At 69.9% G+C, this 22,758-nt stretch carries 23 protein-coding genes; 13 read left to right on the top strand and 10 right to left on the bottom strand.

The window, feature by feature from the left end; all coding sequences use genetic code 11:
* Nucleotides 1-92: 92 nt before the first annotated feature.
* From FHU40_RS10190 to FHU40_RS10180, 3 genes are read right to left on the bottom strand one after another with little or no spacing between them, the layout of a single operon-like run.
* Complete coding sequence (locus FHU40_RS10190; protein ID WP_183592072.1) at nucleotides 93-2,255, bottom strand: RNA degradosome polyphosphate kinase; 2,163 nt, start codon at nucleotides 2,253-2,255, stop codon at nucleotides 93-95.
* Between the two features lie 55 nt (nucleotides 2,256-2,310).
* Nucleotides 2,311-4,632 carry a coiled-coil domain-containing protein gene (locus FHU40_RS10185; protein ID WP_183592071.1) on the bottom strand — a complete coding sequence of 774 codons (2,322 nt, stop codon included), beginning with the start codon at nucleotides 4,630-4,632 and terminating at the stop codon, nucleotides 2,311-2,313.
* 52 nt (nucleotides 4,633-4,684) lie between these two features.
* Entirely contained in the window at nucleotides 4,685-5,044 is a 360-nt protein-coding gene (locus FHU40_RS10180; RefSeq protein ID WP_183592070.1) for a DsrE family protein, read from the bottom strand.
* 24 nt (nucleotides 5,045-5,068) lie between these two features.
* Between FHU40_RS10180 and FHU40_RS10175 the strand changes: the two genes are divergently transcribed.
* The 3 genes from FHU40_RS10175 to ygfZ are packed head-to-tail and all read left to right on the top strand — an operon-like array spanning nucleotide 5,069 to nucleotide 6,971.
* Nucleotides 5,069-5,563 (top strand): heme-binding beta-barrel domain-containing protein, encoded by a 495-nt coding sequence (locus FHU40_RS10175; protein ID WP_183592069.1) that lies wholly within the window; start codon nucleotides 5,069-5,071, stop codon nucleotides 5,561-5,563.
* A 9-nt stretch (nucleotides 5,564-5,572) separates the two neighbouring features.
* Nucleotides 5,573-5,992, top strand: a complete 420-nt coding sequence (locus FHU40_RS10170) for a Fur family transcriptional regulator (protein WP_183592068.1) — start codon at nucleotides 5,573-5,575, stop codon at nucleotides 5,990-5,992.
* A complete protein-coding gene (ygfZ, locus tag FHU40_RS10165) occupies nucleotides 5,985-6,971 on the top strand; it encodes a CAF17-like 4Fe-4S cluster assembly/insertion protein YgfZ (RefSeq protein ID WP_183592067.1) in 987 nt (328 codons plus the stop codon). The genes FHU40_RS10170 and ygfZ overlap by 8 nt, the downstream gene beginning before the upstream one ends.
* A 99-nt stretch (nucleotides 6,972-7,070) precedes the next feature.
* On the opposite strand, the gene mshD is transcribed toward ygfZ, so the two are convergent.
* The 3 genes from mshD to FHU40_RS10150 all read right to left on the bottom strand — a co-directional run bounded on the left by mshD (nucleotide 7,071) and on the right by FHU40_RS10150 (nucleotide 9,991).
* A complete protein-coding gene (mshD, locus tag FHU40_RS10160) occupies nucleotides 7,071-7,892 on the bottom strand; it encodes a mycothiol synthase (RefSeq protein ID WP_183592066.1) in 822 nt (273 codons plus the stop codon).
* A 76-nt stretch (nucleotides 7,893-7,968) separates the two neighbouring features.
* On the bottom strand, nucleotides 7,969-8,937 hold the full coding sequence (locus tag FHU40_RS10155) for a hypothetical protein (RefSeq protein ID WP_183592065.1): 969 nt from the start codon (nucleotides 8,935-8,937) through the stop codon (nucleotides 7,969-7,971).
* Nucleotides 8,938-9,253: 316 nt separating this feature from the next.
* Nucleotides 9,254-9,991: a response regulator transcription factor gene (locus FHU40_RS10150; protein ID WP_183592064.1), complete on the bottom strand. Its 738-nt coding sequence runs from the start codon at nucleotides 9,989-9,991 to the stop codon at nucleotides 9,254-9,256.
* Between the two features lie 85 nt (nucleotides 9,992-10,076).
* On the opposite strand from FHU40_RS10150, the gene FHU40_RS10145 reads away from it, so the two are divergent.
* A complete protein-coding gene (locus FHU40_RS10145; RefSeq protein ID WP_183592063.1) occupies nucleotides 10,077-10,355 on the top strand; it encodes a MoaD/ThiS family protein in 279 nt (92 codons plus the stop codon).
* A gap of 4 nt (nucleotides 10,356-10,359) precedes the next feature.
* Here the strand turns inward: FHU40_RS10145 and FHU40_RS10140 are convergent, their stop codons facing one another.
* Nucleotides 10,360-10,788: a VanZ family protein gene (locus tag FHU40_RS10140; protein WP_183592062.1), complete on the bottom strand. Its 429-nt coding sequence runs from the start codon at nucleotides 10,786-10,788 to the stop codon at nucleotides 10,360-10,362.
* Nucleotides 10,789-10,847: 59 nt separating this feature from the next.
* On the opposite strand from FHU40_RS10140, the gene FHU40_RS10135 reads away from it, so the two are divergent.
* From FHU40_RS10135 to FHU40_RS10120, 4 genes are all read left to right on the top strand, one after another.
* On the top strand, nucleotides 10,848-11,384 hold the full coding sequence (locus FHU40_RS10135; RefSeq protein WP_183592061.1) for a thioredoxin domain-containing protein: 537 nt from the start codon (nucleotides 10,848-10,850) through the stop codon (nucleotides 11,382-11,384).
* Between the two features lie 226 nt (nucleotides 11,385-11,610).
* The gene (locus FHU40_RS10130) at nucleotides 11,611-12,075 is read left to right on the top strand and encodes a DUF4395 domain-containing protein (protein ID WP_183592060.1); all 465 of its coding nucleotides are present in this window, start codon (nucleotides 11,611-11,613) and stop codon (nucleotides 12,073-12,075) included.
* Between the two features lie 48 nt (nucleotides 12,076-12,123).
* Nucleotides 12,124-12,972: a sulfurtransferase gene (locus tag FHU40_RS10125; protein WP_183592059.1), complete on the top strand. Its 849-nt coding sequence runs from the start codon at nucleotides 12,124-12,126 to the stop codon at nucleotides 12,970-12,972.
* 171 nt (nucleotides 12,973-13,143) lie between these two features.
* The gene (locus tag FHU40_RS10120) at nucleotides 13,144-13,440 is read left to right on the top strand and encodes a DUF1416 domain-containing protein (protein WP_183592058.1); all 297 of its coding nucleotides are present in this window, start codon (nucleotides 13,144-13,146) and stop codon (nucleotides 13,438-13,440) included.
* A gap of 65 nt (nucleotides 13,441-13,505) precedes the next feature.
* Here the strand turns inward: FHU40_RS10120 and FHU40_RS10115 are convergent, their stop codons facing one another.
* Together FHU40_RS10115 and FHU40_RS10110 are read right to left on the bottom strand one after the other, a co-directional pair.
* Nucleotides 13,506-13,937: a TA system VapC family ribonuclease toxin gene (locus FHU40_RS10115; RefSeq protein WP_183592057.1), complete on the bottom strand. Its 432-nt coding sequence runs from the start codon at nucleotides 13,935-13,937 to the stop codon at nucleotides 13,506-13,508.
* A gap of 1 nt (nucleotide 13,938) precedes the next feature.
* Entirely contained in the window at nucleotides 13,939-14,184 is a 246-nt protein-coding gene (locus FHU40_RS10110) for a type II toxin-antitoxin system VapB family antitoxin (protein WP_183592056.1), read from the bottom strand.
* 346 nt (nucleotides 14,185-14,530) lie between these two features.
* On the opposite strand from FHU40_RS10110, the gene FHU40_RS10105 reads away from it, so the two are divergent.
* Both FHU40_RS10105 and FHU40_RS10100 read left to right on the top strand, forming a co-directional pair.
* Nucleotides 14,531-14,971: a hypothetical protein gene (locus tag FHU40_RS10105; protein ID WP_183592055.1), complete on the top strand. Its 441-nt coding sequence runs from the start codon at nucleotides 14,531-14,533 to the stop codon at nucleotides 14,969-14,971.
* Between the two features lie 187 nt (nucleotides 14,972-15,158).
* Nucleotides 15,159-16,904, top strand: a complete 1,746-nt coding sequence (locus tag FHU40_RS10100; protein ID WP_183592054.1) for a DUF4012 domain-containing protein — start codon at nucleotides 15,159-15,161, stop codon at nucleotides 16,902-16,904.
* Nucleotides 16,905-16,913: 9 nt separating this feature from the next.
* Here the strand turns inward: FHU40_RS10100 and FHU40_RS10095 are convergent, their stop codons facing one another.
* Nucleotides 16,914-18,293 (bottom strand): polysaccharide biosynthesis tyrosine autokinase, encoded by a 1,380-nt coding sequence (locus tag FHU40_RS10095; RefSeq protein WP_183592053.1) that lies wholly within the window; start codon nucleotides 18,291-18,293, stop codon nucleotides 16,914-16,916.
* A gap of 297 nt (nucleotides 18,294-18,590) precedes the next feature.
* On the opposite strand from FHU40_RS10095, the gene FHU40_RS10090 reads away from it, so the two are divergent.
* The 3 genes from FHU40_RS10090 to FHU40_RS10080 all read left to right on the top strand — a co-directional run bounded on the left by FHU40_RS10090 (nucleotide 18,591) and on the right by FHU40_RS10080 (nucleotide 22,675).
* Complete coding sequence (locus tag FHU40_RS10090; protein ID WP_183592052.1) at nucleotides 18,591-19,937, top strand: O-antigen polymerase; 1,347 nt, start codon at nucleotides 18,591-18,593, stop codon at nucleotides 19,935-19,937.
* A gap of 147 nt (nucleotides 19,938-20,084) precedes the next feature.
* Complete coding sequence (locus FHU40_RS10085) at nucleotides 20,085-21,347, top strand: nucleotide sugar dehydrogenase (RefSeq protein ID WP_183592051.1); 1,263 nt, start codon at nucleotides 20,085-20,087, stop codon at nucleotides 21,345-21,347.
* Between the two features lie 38 nt (nucleotides 21,348-21,385).
* The gene (locus tag FHU40_RS10080) at nucleotides 21,386-22,675 is read left to right on the top strand and encodes a glycosyltransferase family 4 protein (RefSeq protein ID WP_183592050.1); all 1,290 of its coding nucleotides are present in this window, start codon (nucleotides 21,386-21,388) and stop codon (nucleotides 22,673-22,675) included.
* Nucleotides 22,676-22,758 lie beyond the last annotated feature (83 nt).

Here is a 22,758-nt window from a genome sequence, read left to right as displayed (position 1 = left end):
TGAGGAGGACCAGAACGCGAACAGCCTAGGGGGTGGCCTGCCGGATCGCGCAAGTGAGGACCCCCCGTGCGGTACGCCGGGAGTGGCCTGCGTCACCGCCGCCGGCGCTGCGCCTCGATCAGGGCCTCCTGGAGGTGCGTGGTGCCGCCGTTGCTGGCCCACAGCCCGTCGCTGTCGAGCACCCATGCGCTGGTGTCGTCGTCGAACGCCAGATCGAGCAGCCCGCCGATCGCCGTCACGTTGTCGTCACCGGGCAGCCGCACGAGCACCTCGACCCGGCGGTCGAGGTTGCGGTGCATCATGTCGGCGGAGCCGATCCAGGCGACCGGCCGGCCGCCGTTCTCGAACCAGAAGATCCGGCTGTGCTCCAGGAACCGGCCCAGCACCGAGCGGACCGTGATCGTCTCCGACAGCCCGGGCACGCCGGGACGCAGCGCGCAGATGCCGCGCACGAGCATCTCGACCGGCACCCCGGCCTGTGAGGCGAGGTAGAGCGCGTCGATGACGGCCTCGTCGACCACCGAGTTGGCCTTGATCCGGATCCGCGCCGGCCGTCCGGCCTGCCGATGGGCGACCTCGCGGTGGATCTGCTCGATCAGCCCCGAGCGGACCGAGTCCGGGGCGACGAGCAGCTCGTTGTACGACGCGTTGCGCGACCACCCCGACAGGTTGTTGAAGAGGTGCGCGACGTCCTCGCCGATGCGCTCGTCGGTGGTGATCAGCCCGAGGTCCTCGTACATCCGCGAGGTCTTCGGGTTGTAGTTGCCGGTGCCGATGTGGGTGTAGCGGCGGATGCCGGCCCCATGCCCGGCCTCGTCGCGCACCACCATCGCGAGCTTGCAGTGGGTCTTGAGGCCGACCAGGCCGTAGACGACGTGGCAGCCGGCCTGCTCGAGCTTGCGCGCCCAGCGGATGTTGGCCTCCTCGTCGAAGCGCGCCTTGATCTCGACGATCACCAGCACCTGCTTGCCGCTCTCGGCGGCGTCGATGAGGGCGTCGATGATCGGGCTGTCGCCGGAGGTGCGGTAGAGCGTCTGCTTGATCGCGAGCACGTGGGGGTCGGCGGCCGCTTGCTCGAGGAACCGCTGCACCGAGGTGGCGAAGGAGTCGTACGGGTGGTGCAGCAGTACGTCGTGGCGCCGGGCCGCCTTGAAGACGTCGACGGGCGCGGAGGACTCCACCTCGGCGAGCTGGGGGTGCGTCATGGGCACGAACGCGGGGTACTTCAGCTCCTGGCGGGGCAGGTCCGCGATGTCGTGCAGGCCGCGCAGGTCGAGCGGTCCCTCGAGGCGGAACACCTCCTCCTCGGAGATCCCCAGCTCGGAGATCAGCAGCTCGAGCACCTGGGGGGCGATGGACTCCTCGACCTCCAGCCGCACCGGCGGCCCGAACCGGCGGCGCAGCAGCTCCTTCTCCAGCGCCGCGAGGATGTTCTCGGCGTCGTCCTCCTCGACCTCGAGGTCCTCGTTGCGGGTGACCCGGAACGTGTGCACCTCCAGGACGTCCATGCCCGGGAACAGTCGCTTCAGGTGCTCGCCGATGACGTCCTCGAGCGGCACGAAGCGCTGGTTGCCGACCGGCACGAAGCGGCTGAAGATCGGCGGCACCTTGACCCGGGCGAAGTGCTCCTTGCCGGTCTTCGGGTTGCGGATCAGCACCGCCAGGTTGAGCGAGAGGCCGGAGATGTACGGGAACGGGTGGGCGGGGTCGACCGCCAGCGGCGTCAGCACCGGGAAGACCCGCTCCTTGAAGAGCCGCTTGCAGGTCCGCTGCTCCTCGCGGTCGAGGTCGTCCCACCGCACCAGCTCGATGCCGGAGTCGGCGAGGGCGGGCACGATGTCGTCGCGGAACACCCGGACCTGCCGCTCGGAGAGCTCCCGGGTGGCGGTCAGGATCTCCCCGAGCAGCTCCGCGGGCATCAGGCCGCTCGCGGCGGGCACGGCCAGGCCGGCCGCCATCCGGCGCTTCAGCCCGGCGACCCGGACCATGAAGAACTCGTCGAGGTTGCTGGTGAAGATCGCCAGGAACCGGGCCCGCTCCAGCAGCGGCAACTGCCGGTCCTCGGCGAGCTCGAGCACGCGCTGGTTGAACCGCAGCCACGACAGCTCGCGGTCGAGGAACCGGTCGGCGTACTTCTCGACGGCCTCCAGCGCCTCGTCGTCGGGCTCGTAGGGCGGCTCGACGTCGAACGGCTGATCGGGGATCCCCTCGCCATGGCTGGCGACGGCGTCCGGCGGCAGGCTGTCGAGGGTCATGCCTTCGAGTGTCGCACCAGCGGATGAACAGGGGGTGACGCGCGAACTCGGCGGGTCAGCCCTTGCGCTGCCACCAGTGCCGCTGGCTCTGCAGCTCGAGCAGCTCGGCGCGGACCTGCTCGAGCTCCTGGGCCAGCTCGCGCGCCTTCTCCTCGGCGGCGACCCGCTCGCGCATGGCGTCCTCGGCGATCTCGGCCTGGTGGCGTACGGCGGCCTCGACCGCGCTCCGGTCGGCCGTTCGGTCGGCGACCGCCGCCTCGGCTTCCGCGCGCAGCCGGGCCTGCTCGGCCGCGGCCTGCTCGGCGGCCTCGCGGGCGGCGACGGCCCCCTGGAGCTCCTCGGCCTGCCGGGCGGCGGCCGCACCGGTGGAGTCGAGGATCTCGCGCAGCTTCCGCTCGGCCTCCTGCCGCTCGGCGGCGGCGGTGGCCGCGAGCTCGGCGTGGGTGCGGGCGTCCTCCTCGGCCGCGTGCCGGGCCGCGAGTGCCTCGGTGGCGGCCCGTTCGGCGGCCTCACGTGCCTCGGCGTGCGCCCGGGCGCCGGCGTCGGCGGCGGCGCGCGCCTCGTGGGCGCGCTCGGCGTCCATGGCCTGCTGCTCGGCGCGCTGGTGGGCCGCGGTCTGGTCGGTGACGGCCTGGGCGGCGGCCTCGGCCTGCTCCCGGGCCCGCATCTCGGCCTGCTCGCGCGCCGACTGCGCCTCCTCCGCCCGGGTCGCGGCGGCCGTGGCGGCCTCCTCGGCCGCGGACCGGTCGCCGTGGGCGGCGCTCGCGGCGTCCAGCTGGGTCCGCGCCTGCGCCTCGGCCCGTTCGCGGGCGGTGACGGCCGCGGCGGCGAGCTCCTCGGCGGCGAGTCGAGCGGCGTGCGCCTCCTCGGCCCGCGCGGCCTGCTCGCGGGCGGCCTCGTCGGCGGCGATCCGGGCCTCGTGTGCCGCTTGGAGGGCCTCGGCCATCTCCGCGGCGGTACGACGCGCCTCCGCCTCGCCCGCGGCCGCGGTCGCGGCGGCCTCGGCCTGTCGGGTGGCGGCCTCCTCCGCGCGGCCGCGGGCGGCACCGGCGGACTCGGCCGCGGCGGCCTGCTCGCGGGCGGCCTCCTCGGCGGTGGTCCGGGCGCGGTGCGCCTCCTCGGCACTCCGCGCGGCCGCGGCGGCCGCCTCGTCGGCGACGCTGCGGCCGTTCAGGGCCTCGGCCGCGGTCGCCTCCGCGGCCGCCCGGGCCGTCGCCTGGTCCGCCGCCGATCGCTCGGCCTCGGCGCGCGACTCCTGCGAGACCCGCACGAAGTCCTCGTGGGCCTGGGTCGCCTGCGCCAGGCTCTCGGCGAGCTCCGTGGCGCGGGCCTCGGCCGCGGTGCGGGCCTCGTGGGCCTGCCGGGCGCTCGCCTCGGCGGCGCGCACCGACTCCTCGGCCGCCGCGGCCGCGCCGCGCACGGACTGCTCGGCGGCGGCCGACTGCTCCTGCAGCGCCTGCTGGGCCGACGTGGCGGTCGCGCGCAGCGACTCCTGGGTGGAGTTGGCGGTGTCCTGGAGTGCCTGCTGGGTCGAGTCGGCCAGCTCGCGCAGCGATGCCTCGCCGGACGTGGCGGTCGCGCGCAGCGACTCCTGGGTGGAGTTGGCGGTGTCCTGGAGTGCCTGCTGGGTGGAGGCGACGGTGTCCTGCAGCGCCTGCCGGGTCGAGTCGGCCAGCTCGCGCAGCGACTCCTCCGCGGCGGTCGCGGCCTCGCGGGCGGACTGCTCGGCGGCGAGGCGGGCCTCGTGCGCGGCGGCGGCGGTCTCGGCCTGCTGCCGGGCTCGCTCCTCGGCCGCGGCGCGGGCCTCCTCGGCGGCGGTCGCGCGCTCGGCGGCCGCGCGGGCGGCCTCCTCGGCCGCGGTGCGGTCGACGGTCTGCTGGGCGGCGGCCTGCTCGGCGGACAGCCGCAGGGCGGTCGCGACCTTGGCGGAGTCCACCAGCTTGTGTGCGGCCTCCTCCGCCTCTTCGCGGGCGCGGACCGCCTCGGTCGCCGCCTCCTCCAGGCGGGCCCGCTCGGCCGCGTGTGCCTCGCCTGCCTCCTCGGCGGCGCGGCGCGCGTCGTACGCCTCCTGCGCCTTCGCCGCGTGCTCCGCCGCCCGCTCGTCGGCCTCGGCACGGGCCCGGGCGGCCTCCTGGGCGGCCTCCTCGGCGACCAGGCGCTCGGCGGCCTGCTCGGTCGCGGCCTGCTCGGCCCGGCGGCGCAGCTCGGCGGCGCGCTCGGCCGCAGCCTCGAGGTCGGCGGCGGCGCGCGCCGCGGTCGGTGGGGTGGCGTCCGCCCCGGCCGGGCGGGGAGCTGCGGGCGGGGTCGTGCCACCGGCGTCCTGCGGCTCGCCCTTGCGTTGCCACCAGCGGGTCGGAGTCGGGTCGTTCGATGTCATCAGGGCTGAAGCCTAGTGCCGCGTCGAGGACCCGAGCAGCGGGTCCGATCGGTCAGTAGACCAGTGCCTGTGCGTCCGGTACCAGCGTCTCCTCCACGAACGCCGACGACCCCGCGATGCGTACGCCGGGCAGCAGGTCGGCCTCGGTGATCCCGCGTCGCTGGGCGCACTGGGTGCAGACGGTGACCCGGCCGCCCGCGGCGACCGCCGCGACCAGGTCGCCGACGGGGGCGGCGTGCGGCAGCGCGAAGGCCATCCGCCCGGCCACGCCCAGCCAGGAGCCCTCGCCGGTCAGCCACAGGCTCACCTCGGCTCCCGCACTCACCGCGGTCGCGGCCACGGTGAGGCCCTGGTTGCTGCGTTCGGGTTCGTCGGACCCGCAGGTGACCTTGACGACGAGTGGGCGAGTCATGACCACCACCCTAGAGTTAGCCGTATGCCGTTCGAGCTCCCCGACAACCTGCACCCCGACTGCGGCCCGGTCGCGTGGCTGCTGGGTCGGTGGGGCGGTCGCGGCCACGGCGACTATCCGACGATCGATGCGTTCGAGTACGGCCAGGAGCTGGTCTTCACCCACGACGGCCGGCCGTTCTTCCACTACTTCTCACGGGCGTGGATCGTCGACGAGAACGGCGAGAAGGTCCGCGACGCCGCCCAGGAGGCCGGCTTCCTGCGCTGCAAGCCCGGCGGCCGGGTCGAGCTGCTGCTCACCCACAACACCGGCTTCGTCGAGGTCTGGTACGGCGAGGCCGAGGGCGGCAAGCTCGACCTGACGACCGACGCCGTGGTGCGCACCGAGACGGCCAAGGAGTATGCCGGCGGCAAGCGCCTCTACGGCAACGTGGAGGGCGACCTGCTCTACGCCTACGACATGGCCGCGGTCGGCCAGCAGCTGCAGCCCCACCTGTGGGCGCGGCTGGTGCGCCAGTAGGGGGACGACGTGACCGAGGACCTCGCCGCGCGGCTGCACAGCCTCGGCTACCGGCTGACGCCCCAGCGGCAGCTCGTGCTGCAGGCGGTCGAGCGGCTCGGGCACGCCACCCCGGACGAGATCCTCTCCGAGGTGCAGCAGCACGCCAGCGCGGTCAACGTGTCGACGGTCTACCGGACCCTGGAGGTCCTGGAGGAGCTCGGCCTGGTGCGGCACACCCACCTGTCCGACCGCGCCCCGACGTACCACTCGGTGACCGACCACGAGCACTTCCACCTGGTCTGCCGGAATTGTCACCGGGTCGTATCGGTTGACCCGGAGGTGGCCGCGCCGCTGGCCGAGGCGCTGCGACAGCAGCACGGCTTCGTCGTCGACGTGGGACATCTGGCGGTATTCGGCGAGTGCGTGGAGTGTGAGACGAGTGAGTAGCCCGTTGCTGAGCCTGCCCGGGGCGGTCGCCGCCGACGGCATCGACCGCGATGTCGCGGCCCACTACGGGTCGTTCAACGGCGAGCAGCGCAGCCTCGAGGCGGGGGAGGGGTTCGTCGACCTCTCCCACCGCGACGTCGTGCGGGTCACCGGACCCGATCGGCTCACCTGGCTGCACTCGCTGACCACCCAGCACCTCGAGACGCTCGCCCCGCAGGTGTGGACCGGTGCGCTGGTCCTCAGCCCCCAGGGCCACGTCGAGCATGCGTTCTTCGGGTACGACGACGGCGACGATGCCTTCACCGCCCACACCGAGCCCGGCGCGGCCGCGGCGCTCGTGGAGTTCCTCGACCGGATGCGCTTCATGATGCGCGTCGAGGTCGCCGAGGTGACGTCCGAGCTTGCGACCACCTGGCGCCCGCGGCGGCCGGTGGGTGAGGAGGTTGCGCAGCAACCGTCTCGAAACCAGGGTCCGTACGCCGGCTACGAGTTCGTCCCGCGCGACCGGCTCACGGCGTACGCCGAGGCGGCCGGTCCGGCCTGCGGTCTCTGGGCGTTCGAGGCGCTGCGGATCGCGCGCGGCGAGCCGCGGCTCGGGCTCGACACCGACCACCGCACGATCCCCAACGAGGCCGGGTGGGTCGGCCCCGCCGTGCACCTCGACAAGGGTTGCTACCGCGGCCAGGAGACCGTCGCCCGCGTGCACACCCTGGGCCGGCCGCCGCGGCGCCTCACCCTGCTCCACCTCGACGGCTCCGAGAACCGGCTGCCCACGGTCGGCGCGCCGCTCGAGCTCGACGGCAAGGCGGTCGGCTTCGTCGGCACCTCCGCGCGCCACCACGAGCTCGGCCCGATCGCGCTCGCGATGGTCAAGCGCAACGTCTCCCTCGACGCGCAGCTCAGCGTCGAGGGCATGCCGGCCGCCCAGGAGGTCGTCGTCGACCCCGAGGTCGGCCTGCACGTGCGTCCGCTGCGCTGAGTATCGCGGGTCGTCGGCCTCATCAAGGGATGAGGCCGGACCCGCGCCTCCCCGGGTGAGCTCGGCTGGGGAAGCGGCGCGCCCGACCCGCCCCCAGCCTCACGCGCGGCGGTACATCACGTGCGTGTCGGCGGCCGCGTGGGTGAACCCGAGCCCCGCGTAGACCGCCACGGCCGGGGCGTTGTCGGACTCGACGTACAGCAGGATCTCGCCGACGCCCCGGTCCGCCAGGTGGTGCAGGCCGGCGAGGGTGAGCACCTTCCCGAGACCGCAGCCCTGGGTGGCCGGGTCGACGCCCACGACGTACACCTCGCCGAGGCCGGCATCGTGCTGCTTGGTCCAGTGGAAGGCGGCCAGCCGGTCGCCGTCGAAGCCCAGCAGCAGGCCCGCGGGGTCGAACCACGGCTCCGCCATCCGCTCGGCCAGGTCGGCGGCGTCCATCGCCCCCTGCTCGGGGTGGTGGGCGAACGCCGCCGCGTTGACCCGGATCAGCTCGTCGGCGTCGGCCGGGGTGTAGCCACGGATCGTCAGGCCCTCGGGCACCACCAGCTCGGGCAGCGGGACCGCCGTCGACCGGCGCATCACCCACAGCGACCGGACCCGCGCGAAGCCGTGCCGGTCCGCCAGCCGGGCCGCCGCCGGGTGGTCGCCGTGCGACCACGCGCCGAGCTCGCCCGCGCCGTACGCCGCCAGCGCCTCGCCGAGCAGCCGCCCGCCGAGGCCGCGACCGCGCGCCCCCGGGCGGACGACGAGGTCGACCTCGGCACCGATCAGCAGCGCGCAGCCGTCGTCGTCGAGCCAGCTGCGTACCGACTCCGGCCGGTGCCGCAGCGCCCGCCAGGTGGCTTCGTCGAGGGGCGCGGCGCCGTCGGCCGTCTCGGCCTCGGCGGTGATGCTGGCGAGCAGGTCGAGGTCGGGCACGGGCCCAGCCTAGGCCGGGGGTGTCGAGCCTGATCGTGGAGCGCTGGGCACGTGAGGTGTGCGTGCGACTCCACGATCACTCCGTGGCGAGCTCGGCGACGGCGCAGTCCGGCCCGCAGGCGATCGGCATGCCGGCCCAGCCGCGGCGCTGCAGGATGCGGGCCAGCTGCAGCGCGGTCCGGCAGGGAGTGTCGACCACCTGGTGCCATCGCAGCCGGACGGCCTCCCGGCCGTCGGCGTGGTCGTCGAGGTCGCGGTCGGCGTCGCGGCCGCCGCCGTCGAACGACGCGTGTCCGAGTCGGCCGTCGAGCTCGACCGTCACGCCGACCGCGTACGACGCGTCGCGGTACTCCCGTCCGGCCACGCCGGTGCGCACGGCCTGGCGATCCGGGAGAGGCAGGCCGTGCGCCCGCTCCACCCGCGTGAGGTAGGCGTGCTCGAGCACCGAGCAGGCGCCGGTCGCGAGGTCGTCGAGCAGTCGGGACAGCCAGCGCCGGCGTGGCATCCGTGACCGACCGGCGAGCGTGCTACGCAGTCGCGCGACCGTGGTGCGTCGGCTGCCGATGGCGTCCGAGAGCAGCCGCACGACGGCCATCTCGTCGGACGCCTCCTCGACCAGGTCGAGCACGGCCGCGTCGTACCGGAGCCGCGGCGGTGAGGCGTTCCAGAGCACCTGTGCGGCGAAGTCCCGACGGCGCTGGATGCGTACGCCGTCGGGCGCCGTCAGCCGGCGACTGGCATCGATCGAGACGTGGACGGGTGCGTTCGGCTCCGGATCGGCGAGCGCGGAACGCCCGGAGAGGGCCGCCGGCGCGGCGTACAGGACGGCCGCCCAGGCCCGCTGGCGCGGGGTGAGCGGGCCGGTGTGGTCGACGTACACCCGCGGGTGGGACTGGGCGAGCCGGTGGCGGCGCAGCAGGCGGTCGATGTCGTGTCGCTGCGCTCCGAGCGACCGGAGCTGTCGGCGCGAGACGACCCCGTCCTGCTGCGCGAGCAGCGCCGCCAGGGCGGACTCGTCGAGTCCGAGTGCGGGGTGCTGATCCATGTGCGGAGCCTGCCCGGGTGCGCGACCGCGCAGGCCGCGGACCGGGCGCCTGTGGAGAGCGTCGTCGTGGAGCGCCGTGCGCAGCCGGTACGCGCAGGACTCCACGGTCGGGCGGCGGCGACGGCCTACCCCACATCGGTGATGCGGCGCGGGCCGGCCCGGGCATTGCATGGGAGCCGTGAACCTGCGCAGCGCGTGGCGACGATGGCGTGGCCCTCGGACGATGGCCGAGGTCGGCCTGGAGGACGCCATCGCCATGTTCGTGCAGAACCGCCGGGGCCGACGTCTCACCCGTCGCCTGGTCCGCCCGTAGACCTCACACGGTCTGCTCGGCCTGGCTGCCGGTGCGGGCGTCGGCCGCGGCCTCCTGCTCCTTCGCGGGCAGCACGAAGCGGTAGCCGACGTTGCGCACGGTGCCGATCAGGGTCTCGTTCTCCGGCCCGAGTTTGGCGCGCAGTCGCCGCACGTGCACGTCGACGGTGCGGGTGCCGCCGAAGTAGTCGTAGCCCCACACCTCCTGGAGCAGCTGCTGGCGGCTGAAGACCCGGCCGGGGTGCTGGGCCAGGAACTTCAACAGCTCGAACTCCTTGAAGGTCAGGTCCAGCGAGCGGCCGCCGACCTTGGCGGTGTACGACGCGTCGTCGACCACGACCTCGCCGGAGCGGATCACATGCGCCTCGGGGTCGTCGGCCTCGCGGCGCGCCGTGAGGCGCCCGACGGCGAGCTTGATGCGCGCCTCGAGCTCGGCCGGCCCGCACGTGTGCAGCACCACGTCGTCCATGCCCCAGTCGTGGAGCACGACGGCGAGGCCGCCCTCGGTGCAGACGAGGAGCACCGGCACGTCGGTGCCGGTGGTGCGGATCAGCCGGCACAGGTCGCGCGCGTGGGCGAGGTCCTGGCGCCCGTCGACCAGCAGCAGGTCGGCGTCGGGGGCGTCGAGCAGGGCGCTGCCGGTCGCGGGCACGATCCGGACCTGGTGGCCCAGCAGGGCAAGAGCCGGAAGCACCTCGGCCGACGGCTGGAGCGCGCTGGTGAGAAGCAGGAGCGTGCTCACTGGTGGCCTCCTCCCATGGCGGGCGGGGGCCGAAACGCGACGCTGGGCTTCGGCCGGTGACTCTGGTCGGGAAGAATACCGTGACATGAACGTCGAGACCGCCAGCATCCGGGTGCACTACTGGGCCTCGGCCCGCGCGGCCGCCGGCGTGAGCGGCGACGACATCGCGGTCGACGGGCCCGTCACCCTCGATGAGGTGGTACGCCGGGCGGTCGCCCTGCACCCGGGCACCCGGCTGCCCGACGTGCTCAAGGTCTGCTCGACGCTGGTCGGCGACCGGCCGGTGGGCTCCGAGGACCCGGGCCGGGTCGAGGTGCTCCCCGGCCAGACGGTGGAGTTCCTGCCGCCGTTCGCCGGCGGCTGATCTCTCAGCCCGCGGTCGCCCGGACGCGCCGGACGAGGGCCACGACCAACGCTCCGGCGAGTCCGCCGAGGGTGTTGGCCACGACGTCGGCGTACGACGCGGTGCGGCCGGAGAGCACCGCCCCCTGGACGAGCTCGACCAGCCCGGCGGCCAGGAACGTCCAGGCGGTCCAGTCCCGCCAGTCGGTGCGCGGCCAGGCCAGCGACCCGAGTGCGCTGACGGGCGCGAGGATCAGCGCGTTGCAGAGGAACTCCGCCCGCGGCTGCGTCGCCGTACCCGCGTCGAAGCCGACCGCCCGGCCGAGGTCGCACAGCCACGACGCCATCTCCGACTGGGTGCCCGACGTGGGGGCCAGCAGGGCGATCGCGAGGAGCACGACGTACGCCCCGAGCGCGATGAGCAGCGCGCGTCGCACCCGACCCGGCAGCCCCATGTGCGCGAACGCTTCCACAGCGCCGGAATGCGCTCGCCCCCGGGTGGGTTGTCCCAGATGTGAGCAGTGGAGCGTGGGTCGCCCTCGCCGCGGTCGCGCTGGCCGTGGGCTTCGGGCTCTACCGCGCCCGCACCGACGGCCGGTTCCGCCACACCACCCCCACGGTGGTTGAGGAAGGCGGGCTCGCCGGGCCCACGGTGGTTGAGGAAGGCGCGCTCGCCGGGCCCACGGTGGTTGAGGAAGGCGCGCTAGCGCCTGTCTCGAAACCACCGCACCCGCCCGCCAGCGCCTGGGACGACGTACGCCGCGCGCTCCCGGAGGCCGAGCTGGGCGAGAAGGCCACGCTGCTCCAGTTCTCCTCGGCGTTCTGCGCGCCGTGCCGGGCCACGCGTCGCACGCTCGCCGACGTCGCGGAGGCGGTTCCCGGCGTCGTGCATCTCGAGGTCGACGCCGAGCACCACCTCGAGCTGGTCCGTCGGCTGGGTGTGCTGCGCACCCCGACGACGCTGGTGCTCGACGCCGCCGGCCGCGAGGTGACACGAGCGTCGGGTGCACCGCGCAAGGAGCAGGTCGTCGCCGCCCTCGGGAGGACCTGATGCCCACATTGTGGACAGTCGTCTCGAATATTGATACGCCGATTGTGGCCGGCCGCAACTCGCTCCCTAGTCTGTGTGCCATGTCCTCGACCCTGCTGACGAAGCGCCGCGCAGTCGACCACTGCCGCGTGCGCTCGTCCCTGTGTCGAATGCACTGATCGGCTGCGCCTCAGCTCCCTGCTGACCTGCGTGGCCACCAGTCCACGCACTCGTCCGCAGGAGAGACATGTCCGCCACCACCGCTGCCACCCACGGGGTCGATGCCCGACCGGGGATCGACCCGCGTGGCCCGCAGTTCGCCGCCGCCCTCACCTCGGTCGTGCTGCTCGCCGTGCTGCTGCTCGCGCCCGGCCCGGTGGCGACCGCCCTGCTCGCCGCCCAGGCCGCGCTCTTCGCGATCGGCGCGTCCCGGGGCGTGCAGCACACGCCGTACTCCTGGCTCTTCCGCACCCTCGTCCGGCCGCGACTCGGCGCGCCGGCCGAGCTCGAGGACCCGGCCCCGCCGCGGTTCGCCCAGGCGGTCGGACTCGGCTTCGCCGTCGTCGGGCTCGTCGCGCTGCTCCTCGGCGCCGACCTCGTCGGCCTCGTCGCCGTCGGACTCGCCCTGGCGGCCGCCCTCCTCAATGCCGTCTTCCGGTTCTGCCTCGGCTGCGAGATGTACCTCCTCATCAAGCGCGCGACCGCGCACTGATCCCAGACCCCGCGCCCCTTCCTCGGCGCACAAGAAAGGTAGAAGCACATGACCCGCGAGAACTCCCTTGTCACCGCCCAGTGGGTGGAGGAGCACCTGAATGACCCGAAGGTGGTGCTGATCGAGGTCGACGAGGACACGACGGCCTACGACAAGGGCCACATCAAGGGCGCCATCAAGCTCGACTGGACGACCGACCTGCAGGATCAGGTCCGTCGCGACTTCGTCAACAAGCAGCAGTTCGAGGCGCTGCTCTCCGAGCGCGGCGTCGCCAACGACGACACCGTCGTCCTCTACGGCGGCAACAACAACTGGTTCGCGGCCTACGCCTACTGGTACTTCAAGCTCTACGGCCACCAGGACGTCAAGCTCCTCGACGGCGGCCGCAAGAAGTGGGAGCTCGACTCGCGCGAGCTCACCGACGAGCTGCCGAGCCGCGCCGCCACGTCGTACACCGCGCAGGAGCAGGACCGTTCGATCCGCGCCTTCCGCGACGAGACCGTCGAGGCCATCGGCGTGAAGAACCTCGTCGACGTGCGCAGCCCCGACGAGTACGCCGGACGGCTGCTCGCGCCGGCGCACCTGCCGCAGGAGCAGGCGCAGCGCGCCGGCCACGTGCCGACCTCGATCAACGTGCCGTGGAGCAAGGCGGCCAACGACGACGGCACCTTCAAGTCCGACGACGACCTGCGCGCGCTGTACGCCGAGGCGGGGCTCGACGACAGCAAGGAGACCATCGCCCTGTGCCGGATCGGCGAGCGCTCCTCGCACACCTGGTTCGTGCTCAAGGAGCTGCTCGGCCACCAGAGCGTGAAGAACTACGACGGCTCGTGGACCGAGTACGGCTCCCTGGTCGGCGTCCCGGTGGCCGTCGGCGACGAGCCCGGCGAGGCCTGAGCGAGTCCCATCACGGTGGTTGAGGTGCGAAGGCGCGCTAGCGCCTGAGCCTCGAAACCCCGTCAACGGTGACTGAGGAAGGCGCCGGCCGGTCAACGGTGGTTGAGGAAGGCGCGCTAGCGCCTGTCTCGAAACCACCACCTACGCAACATCACAGAAGGAAGCAGGAACATGTGCGGAGCAACTGAGGGCGGCCTGTCCCTCGACGGCATCGACGTCAAGAAGGAGGCGATCGTCCAGGGACAGGTCGTGCGCGACGGCGAGCCCGTCGGCAACGCCTACGTCCGCCTGCTCGACCGCAGCGGGGAGTTCACCGCCGAGGTGCCGACCTCGGCCACCGGTCACTTCCGGTTCTTCGCCGGCAACGGCGAGTGGACGCTGCGCACGCTCGCGCCGAAGGCGGAGCCGGTGGACAAGAAGGTCATCGCATCCGTCGGAGACATCGCCGAGGTCGTCGTCAGCATCTGATCGACTGCACGAGCTCGAGCACGCCGGTCCCACCCACGGGTGGGACCGGCGTTTCGGCGCCTGCGTCACCCGGTCGTGGGGTCGAGCACGCGTACGCCGTACCGCTGGAACCCGCGGTCCGCGGTCACGACCGTCGCGCCCTGCTCGAGCGCGATCGCGGCGTAGTAGGCATCCGGGATCTCATTGCCTCGCAGGCGGTGCCCTGCGACGAGCTCGGTGAAGATCGCCCAGTGCCGGGCCGCGGGCCGGACCGCTGTCACTCGCGAGGAACCGAGCAGGGCCTCGGCGAACGCGACTGCCTCGGCGGGGGCAGAGGGACGCTCGAAGACGCGCGGATGAGTGACGATGCGGACCATCGCGCTGAGGGCCAGCTCGCTGATGCCGATCGGCTCGTGACCCACCAGGGCTCGTTCGAGCCAGTTGCGCAGGTCGCGGGCGTGCGGAGAGTCGTCGTTGCGCTGTGCGCCCACGAGTACGTTGACGTCGAGGAACAGCACCTCAGCGACGCGCCTCGCCGAGCAGTTCGGCCATCGCGTCCTTGTCCCAGAGGTCGACTCCCTGCCGCAGCCCACCCGAGTAGGCGAAGTCGGGCAGCGCCGACGTGGCCTCGGTCTGCTGCTCCACGTCGTAGAGCATCTTGCGCAGCGCCTCCTCCAGGATGGATCCGATCGTCCGGTGCGAGCGTGCGGAGAGCACCTTGGCTGCAGCGAGGAGCTCGTCGTCGATGTTCACCGTGGTGCGCATCCACGCATCTTATCATCAAGCCTGTGGCATCAAAACATCAAGGATCTCCGGGCTCCTCGCGCTCGATCGACCGAGCGCGGCCGGAGGCGGGGTGCTCGGTCCGAGATGTCTGGACCACCCTGGTGCGGGAAGGGTGATCACGAGGGCGGTGAGCGCCACTCTCAATAGCCCATCTGGGCCACTATCGACTCCCGGGGTCGATAATTCCGGTGCCTTTCGACGAGCATGTGCGTCAGGGCCGTGATCTCCGCCTCCAGGTGTCGAGCTTGCCGGACGCATACCCAATTTGTGTGATTGGATGCTGCGGTACTACGTGAGCACTCAAGGCACTCAAGGGGAGTCCCGCATGAAGAAGTACCTGTCCGGTCTCGTGGCGGCACTGATGCTGTCGGCTGGTCTCGTTGCGCTGGCGGGCCCCGTGGCCCAGGCCGCGCCGGCCCGCGCCTGCGGTGAGCAGTACCAGCCGGCCTGCGTGCCCACGAAGCCCCAGGCGCCGAAGAGCGTGGTCGTCGAGCCCGGCGCGAAGCCGCAGGTCAAGATCACCATCGGCACCAACGGCAACGTGAAGCCGACCGGCAAGGTCGTGGTCAAGCTCGCGGACAAGAAGCTCCCCAAGAAGCTCCAGGGCAAGAACGTCTCCTTCCAGGTCAAGAAGGGGAAGGTCGTCGTCAAGCTGCCGAAGCTCAAGCCCGGCAAGTACAAGTTCAAGTACGACTTCGTGCCCAAGGCGGGCACCGCCTTCAAGGCGTCGAAGGGCAAGATCACCGTCGTGGTCAAGAAGCGCTGAGGCGCCGACCGCGATCGCCGGGCCCCGTGACCACTCGTCGCGGGGCCCGAGTGCATTTTGTCAGTGGCCGCCGTCGTCGGTGGTTGAGGTGCGAAGGTGCGCTAGCGCCTGAGCCTCGAAACCACCACCGTACGTCGAGTTGGTCGGTGTGCCGGAGGAACGGATCGGTGTTGACTAGGGTGACCGCGTGAATCGACGCGCTCTGTGGATCGGGCTCGCCGTCCTCGTCGGAGCCGTCGTCCTCTTCGCGGCCTGGGCCGCCTGGACGACCTATCAGGTCAACCGCGACCTCACCGCCGCCGTCGACGACGCGACGGCGCTGCGTGCCGCGGTCGAGGGTGACGACGACGATGCCGTGCAGGCGTCGCTCGGCCGGTTGCGCGACCACAGCGCCGCGGCGGCGGACCGGACCGCCGGCCTCACCTGGTCGGTCCTGGAGCACCTGCCGGCGTACGGCGACGACGCGCGCGGCGTGGCCGTCGCGAGTGCGGTCGCCCGCGATCTCGCCGACGCGGGAGTGGAGCCGCTGGTCCGGGTCTCCGACGACCTCGACTTGATCGTGCCGGCCCAGGCGCGGATCGACGTGGCCGCGCTCGAGGCGCTCCAGGACCCGGTGGCGGCGGGCAGGGCGGCGTTCGACGACGCGCGGGCGCGCCTGGTCGGCGAGGACTCGACAGGCTACGTCGAGCGGCTGCGCACGAAGTACCGCGAACTGACCCGGCAGGTCGACGACGCGGCCGCCATCCTCTCCAGCGCCGACACGGCCCTCCGGGTGCTCCCGACCATGCTCGGCAGCGACGGCCCCCAGGACTACCTGCTCGTCTTCCAGAACAACGCCGAGATCCGCGCCACCGGTGGCCTGCCCGGTGCCGTGTCGGTGGTGCGGGCCGACGACGGGCAAGTCCGGATGACGCGTCAGGTCGCGGCCAACACCTTCGGTCGCACGGATCGGCCGGTGCTGCCGCTGACCGACTCCGAGGAAGCCGTCTACAACGAGATCCTCGGCACCTACTTCCTCGACGCCAACCTGCAGCCGGACTTCTCGCGGGCGTCCGACCTCTGGCGGGCCCGCTGGGAGCAGGTCTACCCCGAGCGGCTCGACGGCGTGCTCTCGGTCGACCCGGTGGCCATCTCGTATCTCCTCGGCGCCACCGGCCCGGTCGAGGTGGGCGGCGTGACGCTCACCGAGGACAACGCCGTCGACGAGCTGCTGTCACGTGTCTATCAGCGGTTCCCCGACCCGGCCGCCCAGGACCGCTGGTTCCGCCGGGTCGCTCGCACCGTCTTCGACAAGGTGTCGACCGGGGTCGGCTCACCTCAGGAGCTGGTGCGGGCCATCGCGGACGGGGTCCGGGAGCACCGGGTGTTCGTGCACAGCTTCGACGACTCCCTCCAGGAAGCCATCGCCGGCAAGGCGGTCGCCGGCGACCTCGTCACCGACCCCGACGCGGCGCCCCAGGTGGGCTTCTACCTCAACGACGGCACCGCCTCGAAGATGTCGTACTACCTGCGCTATGACGTCTCCGTCGATGCGACGTACTGCAACCAGGGCGTACAGGGCCTGGCCGGCCACGCCACCCTGATGTCCGACGCCCCCGAGGACGCCGCCTCCCTGCCCGACTACGTGACCGGCAGCTACGCGACGTACGGCGGTAAGCCCGGCTCCCAGCTCGTGCAGGTCTACATCTACGGTCCCGTCGGCGGTCAGATCAGCGCCCTCGCCCTCAACGGCAAGCCCCTGCGCGGCCCTGGCCCGATCCTCGACCAGGGGCGCCCGGTCCTGAACGCGACACTGCTGCTCGACCCCCAGGAGAAGGTCGACCTGACGTGGCGCATGAAGACGGGAGCCAATCAGACCGGCGACATCCGGGTGTCAGTGACGCCGAGAGTGGGATCAGGGTCGACGTCTATGCCGGTTGACTCTGCCTGCTGAGCGACACGCTCAGGGGGCCGGTTGCTCAGGCGCATAGCCGTACCCATAGCCATAGCCATATCCGTACCCTGATGCGCGTCGCTTGTTCGGCACCATGTTGAGCACGACGCCGACGGGGTGTGCATCGACCTGCTGCAGGCGATCGACGGCTTGGCTGAGCTGGTCCTTGGTGGTCTTGCCATAGCGAACGACGAGCAGGGCGCCATCGGCCTGCGAGGCGATCAGCGCCGCGTCGGTCACTGGCAGCAGCGGCGGCGCGTCGATGATGACCATGTCGTACCGGTCCCGGATCTGCTTGAGCAGGTCGGCCATCGCGTTCGATTGCAGCAGCTCTGCTGGGTTGGGTGGGATGGTGCCGCTCGCCAAGACGTCCAGGTCACTGTCAGTCACCTTCTGGATAGCGTCGTCCAGTGAAACCTTGCCCAGCAGCACCGTGGTGACACCGACCGCATGGTCGAGTCCGAGCTGGGCGGTTGCCTTCGGCCGACGCAGGTCGCCCTCGATCAGCAGCGTTCGATGACCGGCCTGAGCCATGGTGAGCGCCAGATTGACCGAGGTCGTGGACTTGCCTTCCTCGGGAACTGCTGAGGTCACAACGAAGACTTTGTTGGCGCTGTCGACCTCCACGAACTGCAGATTGGTGCGCAGCACCCGGAACGCTTCGACGCGGGGCGCGTGAGGCTCAAGCGACGTGACGAGCGGGTGTTGTCTGGTCGCCGCATCGAACGTGATCCCGCCCAGCACTGGAGCGTTGGTTGCGGTCGTGATGTCATCTGGCGACTTGATCGTGACATCGAGTAGCTCGCGGAGTACGGCGAGGCCGGCGCCGAGCACAAGCCCGAACACGAGCCCGAGCCCGATGTTCCGGGCAGGCCGGGGGCTGACTGGGTCACTCGGCAAGTCAGCCGGGTCGACGATGGTCGCCTTGACGGGGGCGCGCGACTTGCCCGGGGGTGTCTCGAGTTGCCTAACAAGGTCGACGAGGCTCTCTGCATACGCCTGAGCGATCGCCTGGGCGCGCAGCGGTTCGGCGTCCGTCGCCGTGATCTCCAGGTTGACGGTGTCGGTCACCGCCGACGCGCGGACCTTTGCCGAGAGTTCGTTCGGAGCAAGATCGAGGCCGAGGTCGTATGCCACGGTCTTGGCCAGTTCGCGGCCGTCCACCAGGTCCGCGTAGGACGTCACCCGTTGGGCAGAGAACAAGCCGCCCTGGTTGAGATCGGATGCTGTGTCTGAGGTCTGGGTGGTGACGAACAACTGTGCCACCGATTGGTACTGCGGAGTTGCCGCCAACGTGAATCCTGCAACGACAGCCACAAGGATGCTGGTGGTCGACAGGACGGTGAGCCAACGACGACGAATCACGCGCAAGTACTCACGCAACTCCACGCCGCAGACCCCCTCTTCAAAGACTTGCGCGAGTCTAGACCAACCCGGATCGGTTCGTTCAGGACCGCCGTGCGTTCGGCGGGTGCTCGGGCGAGACACGCGTCAGCCCAGTGCTCCCGCACCGACGCTGTAGGCTCGCGACGCCGTGGAGTCGAAGCGCGAAGCGGCTCCGACTACCTCAAGGCTCACACGGCGCCTTCTTTCGCGAGACACGCTGCACTCGGTGTCAAATGGCTCTGAAGTAGCGCTGCGAGAACGTCGACGCAGACAGCATTAGGGATCCGGGGGTCAGACTCGATGGTGCTCTTCAGTGCTGGCGCAGCCGTCGCGCTGGTGGCTTTCGCAACCCTTGTGCTCCCCGCAAAGTACACGCCGGGACATGTGTGGTCCTACGCATGGGCATTTGCGTGGGCGTGTCAGGCCGTTCTCGGCACCGGATACCTCCTGGACTGGGGAACGGCGGTGTTTGTCGCAGCCTGCAATCTGGCCTTCCTCTTCGCGGCCTACTTGGCTGTACCAGCCGTGTCGCGGGTCCCCGGGTCTTCGCCTACGGGCCGCGTCGTCAACCTGGGTACGGGTTCGAGAGCACGCTTGGTCACCTGTGTTGCGTGTCTGATGTTGGCGGTGTTGTCTCTCCAGATCGGCCTCAGACAGATCGGGCACCCCGGGTTGAACTCGATGCTCGGGGGGTCCTATTCGCAGTTCTCCGATTCGCTCCGGGTGACGAAGTCCAACTTCAGTGTCAACGGAGTCTGGGTCACCCCCACCGCCATCACGGTCTCGGCCACTCTCCTCGTGGCTGCCTCGGTCCTCGCTGGCCTGGAAGTTGCTGTCGCGAGGAATGAGGCGAGGTGGCGCGCGCGGCTACAGATGGGCGCGGTGTTAGTGCTCGCATTCGTCACGAGCGCGAGCACCGGCGTTCGCAGCTACCTCTTGATCACCATCTTCATGGTCCTCGGCACGTACTTAGCCACCAAGGTCTTCGTCGTCGGCGTGGGCTTCAGCGTGAGTGGGCGAGCCGCGGCGGGCGGAGCCGCCGCAGTCGCTGGCTTTCTCGTGTGGGTTGTAGTCGTCCAGTCTGCGCGGAGAGGCGACATGTCATTCGAGCGCGTCGGCGCGACGCTCGACTACTTGCGCGCATGGTTCGCCGGATACATGCCCGCGCTGTCTCAGTGGAGCGCGGATGTGGACCCGAGTGGCGGTGGATTCGGAGAGAACTTATCGCGGGGCGTCCTCGTCCCGTTGGGGTTGGCACGCGGCGAGGGGTTCGGCGAACAGGTCGAGGCAGTCGCGATCGGCGACGGTGGAATGTCGAATGCGATGACCGTCTTCCGGGTCCTGCTCTTGGACTTCGGGTTCCCGGGCGCCCTGATCGCTTGTGTCGTTGCTGGCTTCGTGAGCCAGCGCGTCTACCTGCGCGTCGTTGCGGGGAGCATCGGGTGGGTAGTTCCGCTCGCCGCGGTTTACGCCGCGGCTCTGTACTCGTTCAACGGCTGGTTCTTCGCCTATGGATCGCGCATTGGTGGCGTAGTGCTTGCCGCAGTCGTCATGTGGGCAACGGTGCGACCCACTCCCCCCGGAGGCTTGTCCTCACCACAGCGGCAGGTCGCAACAAGCAGTCGGTCGACGACGGCTGACGAATAGGAGAACTTGTAGCGGTGTCGTCGAACCGAGGCACCCGGCCGTGTCGATCGCCGCACAGGTCACAGTCAAGTACCCCTGCGCGGGCGGCCTGCCGGCATTAACGTCTCTCTCGAGACTGGCCGTCCGCGCTGGCCTGGAGAGGTGTGCATGAAAATCGCGATCATGGGTCTGGGATACGTGGGCATGACGGCTGCGGCGTGTCTTGCCAGTCGCGGCCACGAGGTGGTCGGAGTCGATCCCAGCGCGACCAAGGTTCAGCGGGTGGAGGAAGGTCGGTCTCCGATCACGGAACCGGGCCTGAATGATCTGGTCGAGTCCGTAGTCAAGCGTGGATTGCTCCGGGCAACGACGACGCTCACGCAGGACGTTGCTGATGCAGAGTTGGTAATCGTCTGTGTCGGCACACCGAGTGCGGTTGACGGGTCCCACAATATGACCTACATCGTTGAGGTCACGCGACAGCTCGCGGAACTCTTTCAGACCAACCCGGGTCGCAAGGTCACAGTGGCGTACCGATCCACGATTCGCCCCGGAACGATCGAGGAACTGATTCAACCGATCTTCAACTCGATCTTGGGCGGGGACGCCGCAGGGAGGGTCGAAGTTGTCTACAATCCAGAATTTCTTCGAGAGTCTTCTGCGATCAACGATTTCTTCGCGCCACCAAAGATCGTGGTCGGCACGAAGGACGGCGAGCGCTCCGCCGCAATTGACGCGATAAACGATGGAATCAATGCCCCGGTTTTCTATGTGAAGTACCGCGAAAGCGAGATAACCAAGTTTGTAGACAACACCTTCCATGCCGTCAAGACTGCCTTCGCAAATGAAATCGGTAGGATCTGCGCTCGTCTCGACATAAGTGCCACTGAGGTTCATAAGATCTTCATCGCTGACACCAAGTTGAATGTATCCCCCTATTACCTCCGTCCCGGCGGACCCTTCGGTGGTTCGTGTCTGCCGAAGGACGTTCGAGCGCTTCAGTACATCTCACGAACGGCGGGTGCCGGTACGCACTTGATCGACTCCTTGCTCCAGTCGAACTCGGCGCACAAGGACTTCCTGTTTGAATACGTCACTCGCGACCTCATCTACGGTGCCAGGGTCCTCATGCTGGGCCTCGCATTCAAGGACAAGAGTGATGACCTGCGCGAATCGCCCAATGTCGACCTTGCTCGAATGCTGATCACTGCCGGTTACCAACTGTCAGTATTTGACCCATTCGTCGCGCCTCACAGCCTTGTCGGACAGAATCTCGGGGCGCTGTCCAATTCGCCCTTCATTCGGGACATTCTCGTCGATGAAGAGACCGTCCATGCGACAATGTGGGACCTAGTGATCGACTCCCGGTCGATCGCTTCCGATCTCGATCTTGATGTCGGGCCAGTGGTCGATATCAATGCCCTAGCTTGAGTTGAGTTTTAACGATGAGTCTAAATCTGCCTAAGGACATGTCTGTCGGTGAGGCGGAACGGCCGCTCAAGATCGCTGTCGTTTACAGCCGTCTCCCATTTCCCATGATGCGCGGCGACCAGGTCACGATCGCTCACCTGCTGAGTTTCCTTGCCAAGCGAGGACATGACGTCGACTTGTATACGCTCGACGTCGACGGCGATTTCACGCCTGAGCAGCGCAGGTGGTTGGAGGGTGCGAGTCGGCAACTGCGAATCTACGACCAGGGACCGCTGCATTTCGGCGTTGGCTTGCTGGGAAGCCTCTTCCGGCTGAATCCACTGCAAGTCGGCATATTCCAGAATAGGCGGTTGGAGCGCGACTTGGCTCGTGCCATCGGAAGCGGATGTTACGATGTCGTCTATTGCTATTATGTGCGGTCGGCACCAGCGATTCCGCGATGGTTTCGCCCGAATCATGCCACGCAACTTGGCGGGCGCAGGACGGCCGCCTTCCTCGCGATGCAGTTGTCGCAGACGCTCAACACCGGTCGGATGGCGCAGAATTCTCATGGCCTCACCCGCAGGCTCATCTATCGCATCGAGACTCGGTTGATGCGTCGGTTCGAGGCACGCGTATGGCGGCGCTTCACAAAGGTGATGTTGATCGGGCCCAAGGATGTGGAAGCTGTCGCAGCGGCCTGTGAGGCGGAGGGGCAGCCCATGATCTCCAACTGGTTGTATGGTGCTCATGGGACCGATGTCGAGGTATTCAGGCCGGCTCTGAGTGACGATGTCATCCCGAACCGTCTCGTTTTCTCAGGCTCGATGGTCTACGAGCCGAACGTTCAAGCCGTGTTGTGGTTCTATAACAACTGTTGGCCGGAGTTGAAGCGGGTCCGACCGGATCTCGAGTGGCTGATCGTGGGCCGCGATCCTGTATCGGAGATCCGTGCCCTGCAGGCGGCGGACGGGATCACGGTGACTGGCACCGTGCACGACGTCGGAGAGTACATCCGGAGCGCCGCGGTGTGTGTGAACCCGATGCTGGCCGCCGGCGGCATGCAGAACAAGCTCCTTGAATACCTCGCCAGCGCGAAGGCGGTTGTTGCGTCGACGGTAGCCAACGAAGGCATCATGGCGCCCCCCGGCGTGCTCAGGATCGCCGATGAGCCGAACGACGTTGTTGACGCGGTCCTTGAGTTGTTGCAGAACCGTGTCGTGGCCGATCAACTTGGGGAACGAGCGCGCTCGTTCGTGCTCGAGCACTGGACGTGGGAAGCGCACTTCGAGGTGCTTGAGCGCAACTTCTACGACGCGGTGTCGGGCCAGGTGGCAAGGTCTGACTAGGCTTGGGTGACAAGGGTCGCATCAGTGGTCGGTGGTGATCGAGTGCGTCTTGTGAGTTTCGCCCTAGTTCTTCTGACTTCACG

Source organism: Nocardioides soli (assembly GCF_014191495.1).
Lineage (GTDB): Bacteria > Actinomycetota > Actinomycetes > Propionibacteriales > Nocardioidaceae > Nocardioides > Nocardioides soli.
Note: the sequence above shows the minus strand (reverse complement) of the source record. Positions and strands in the feature narration are given on the sequence as shown.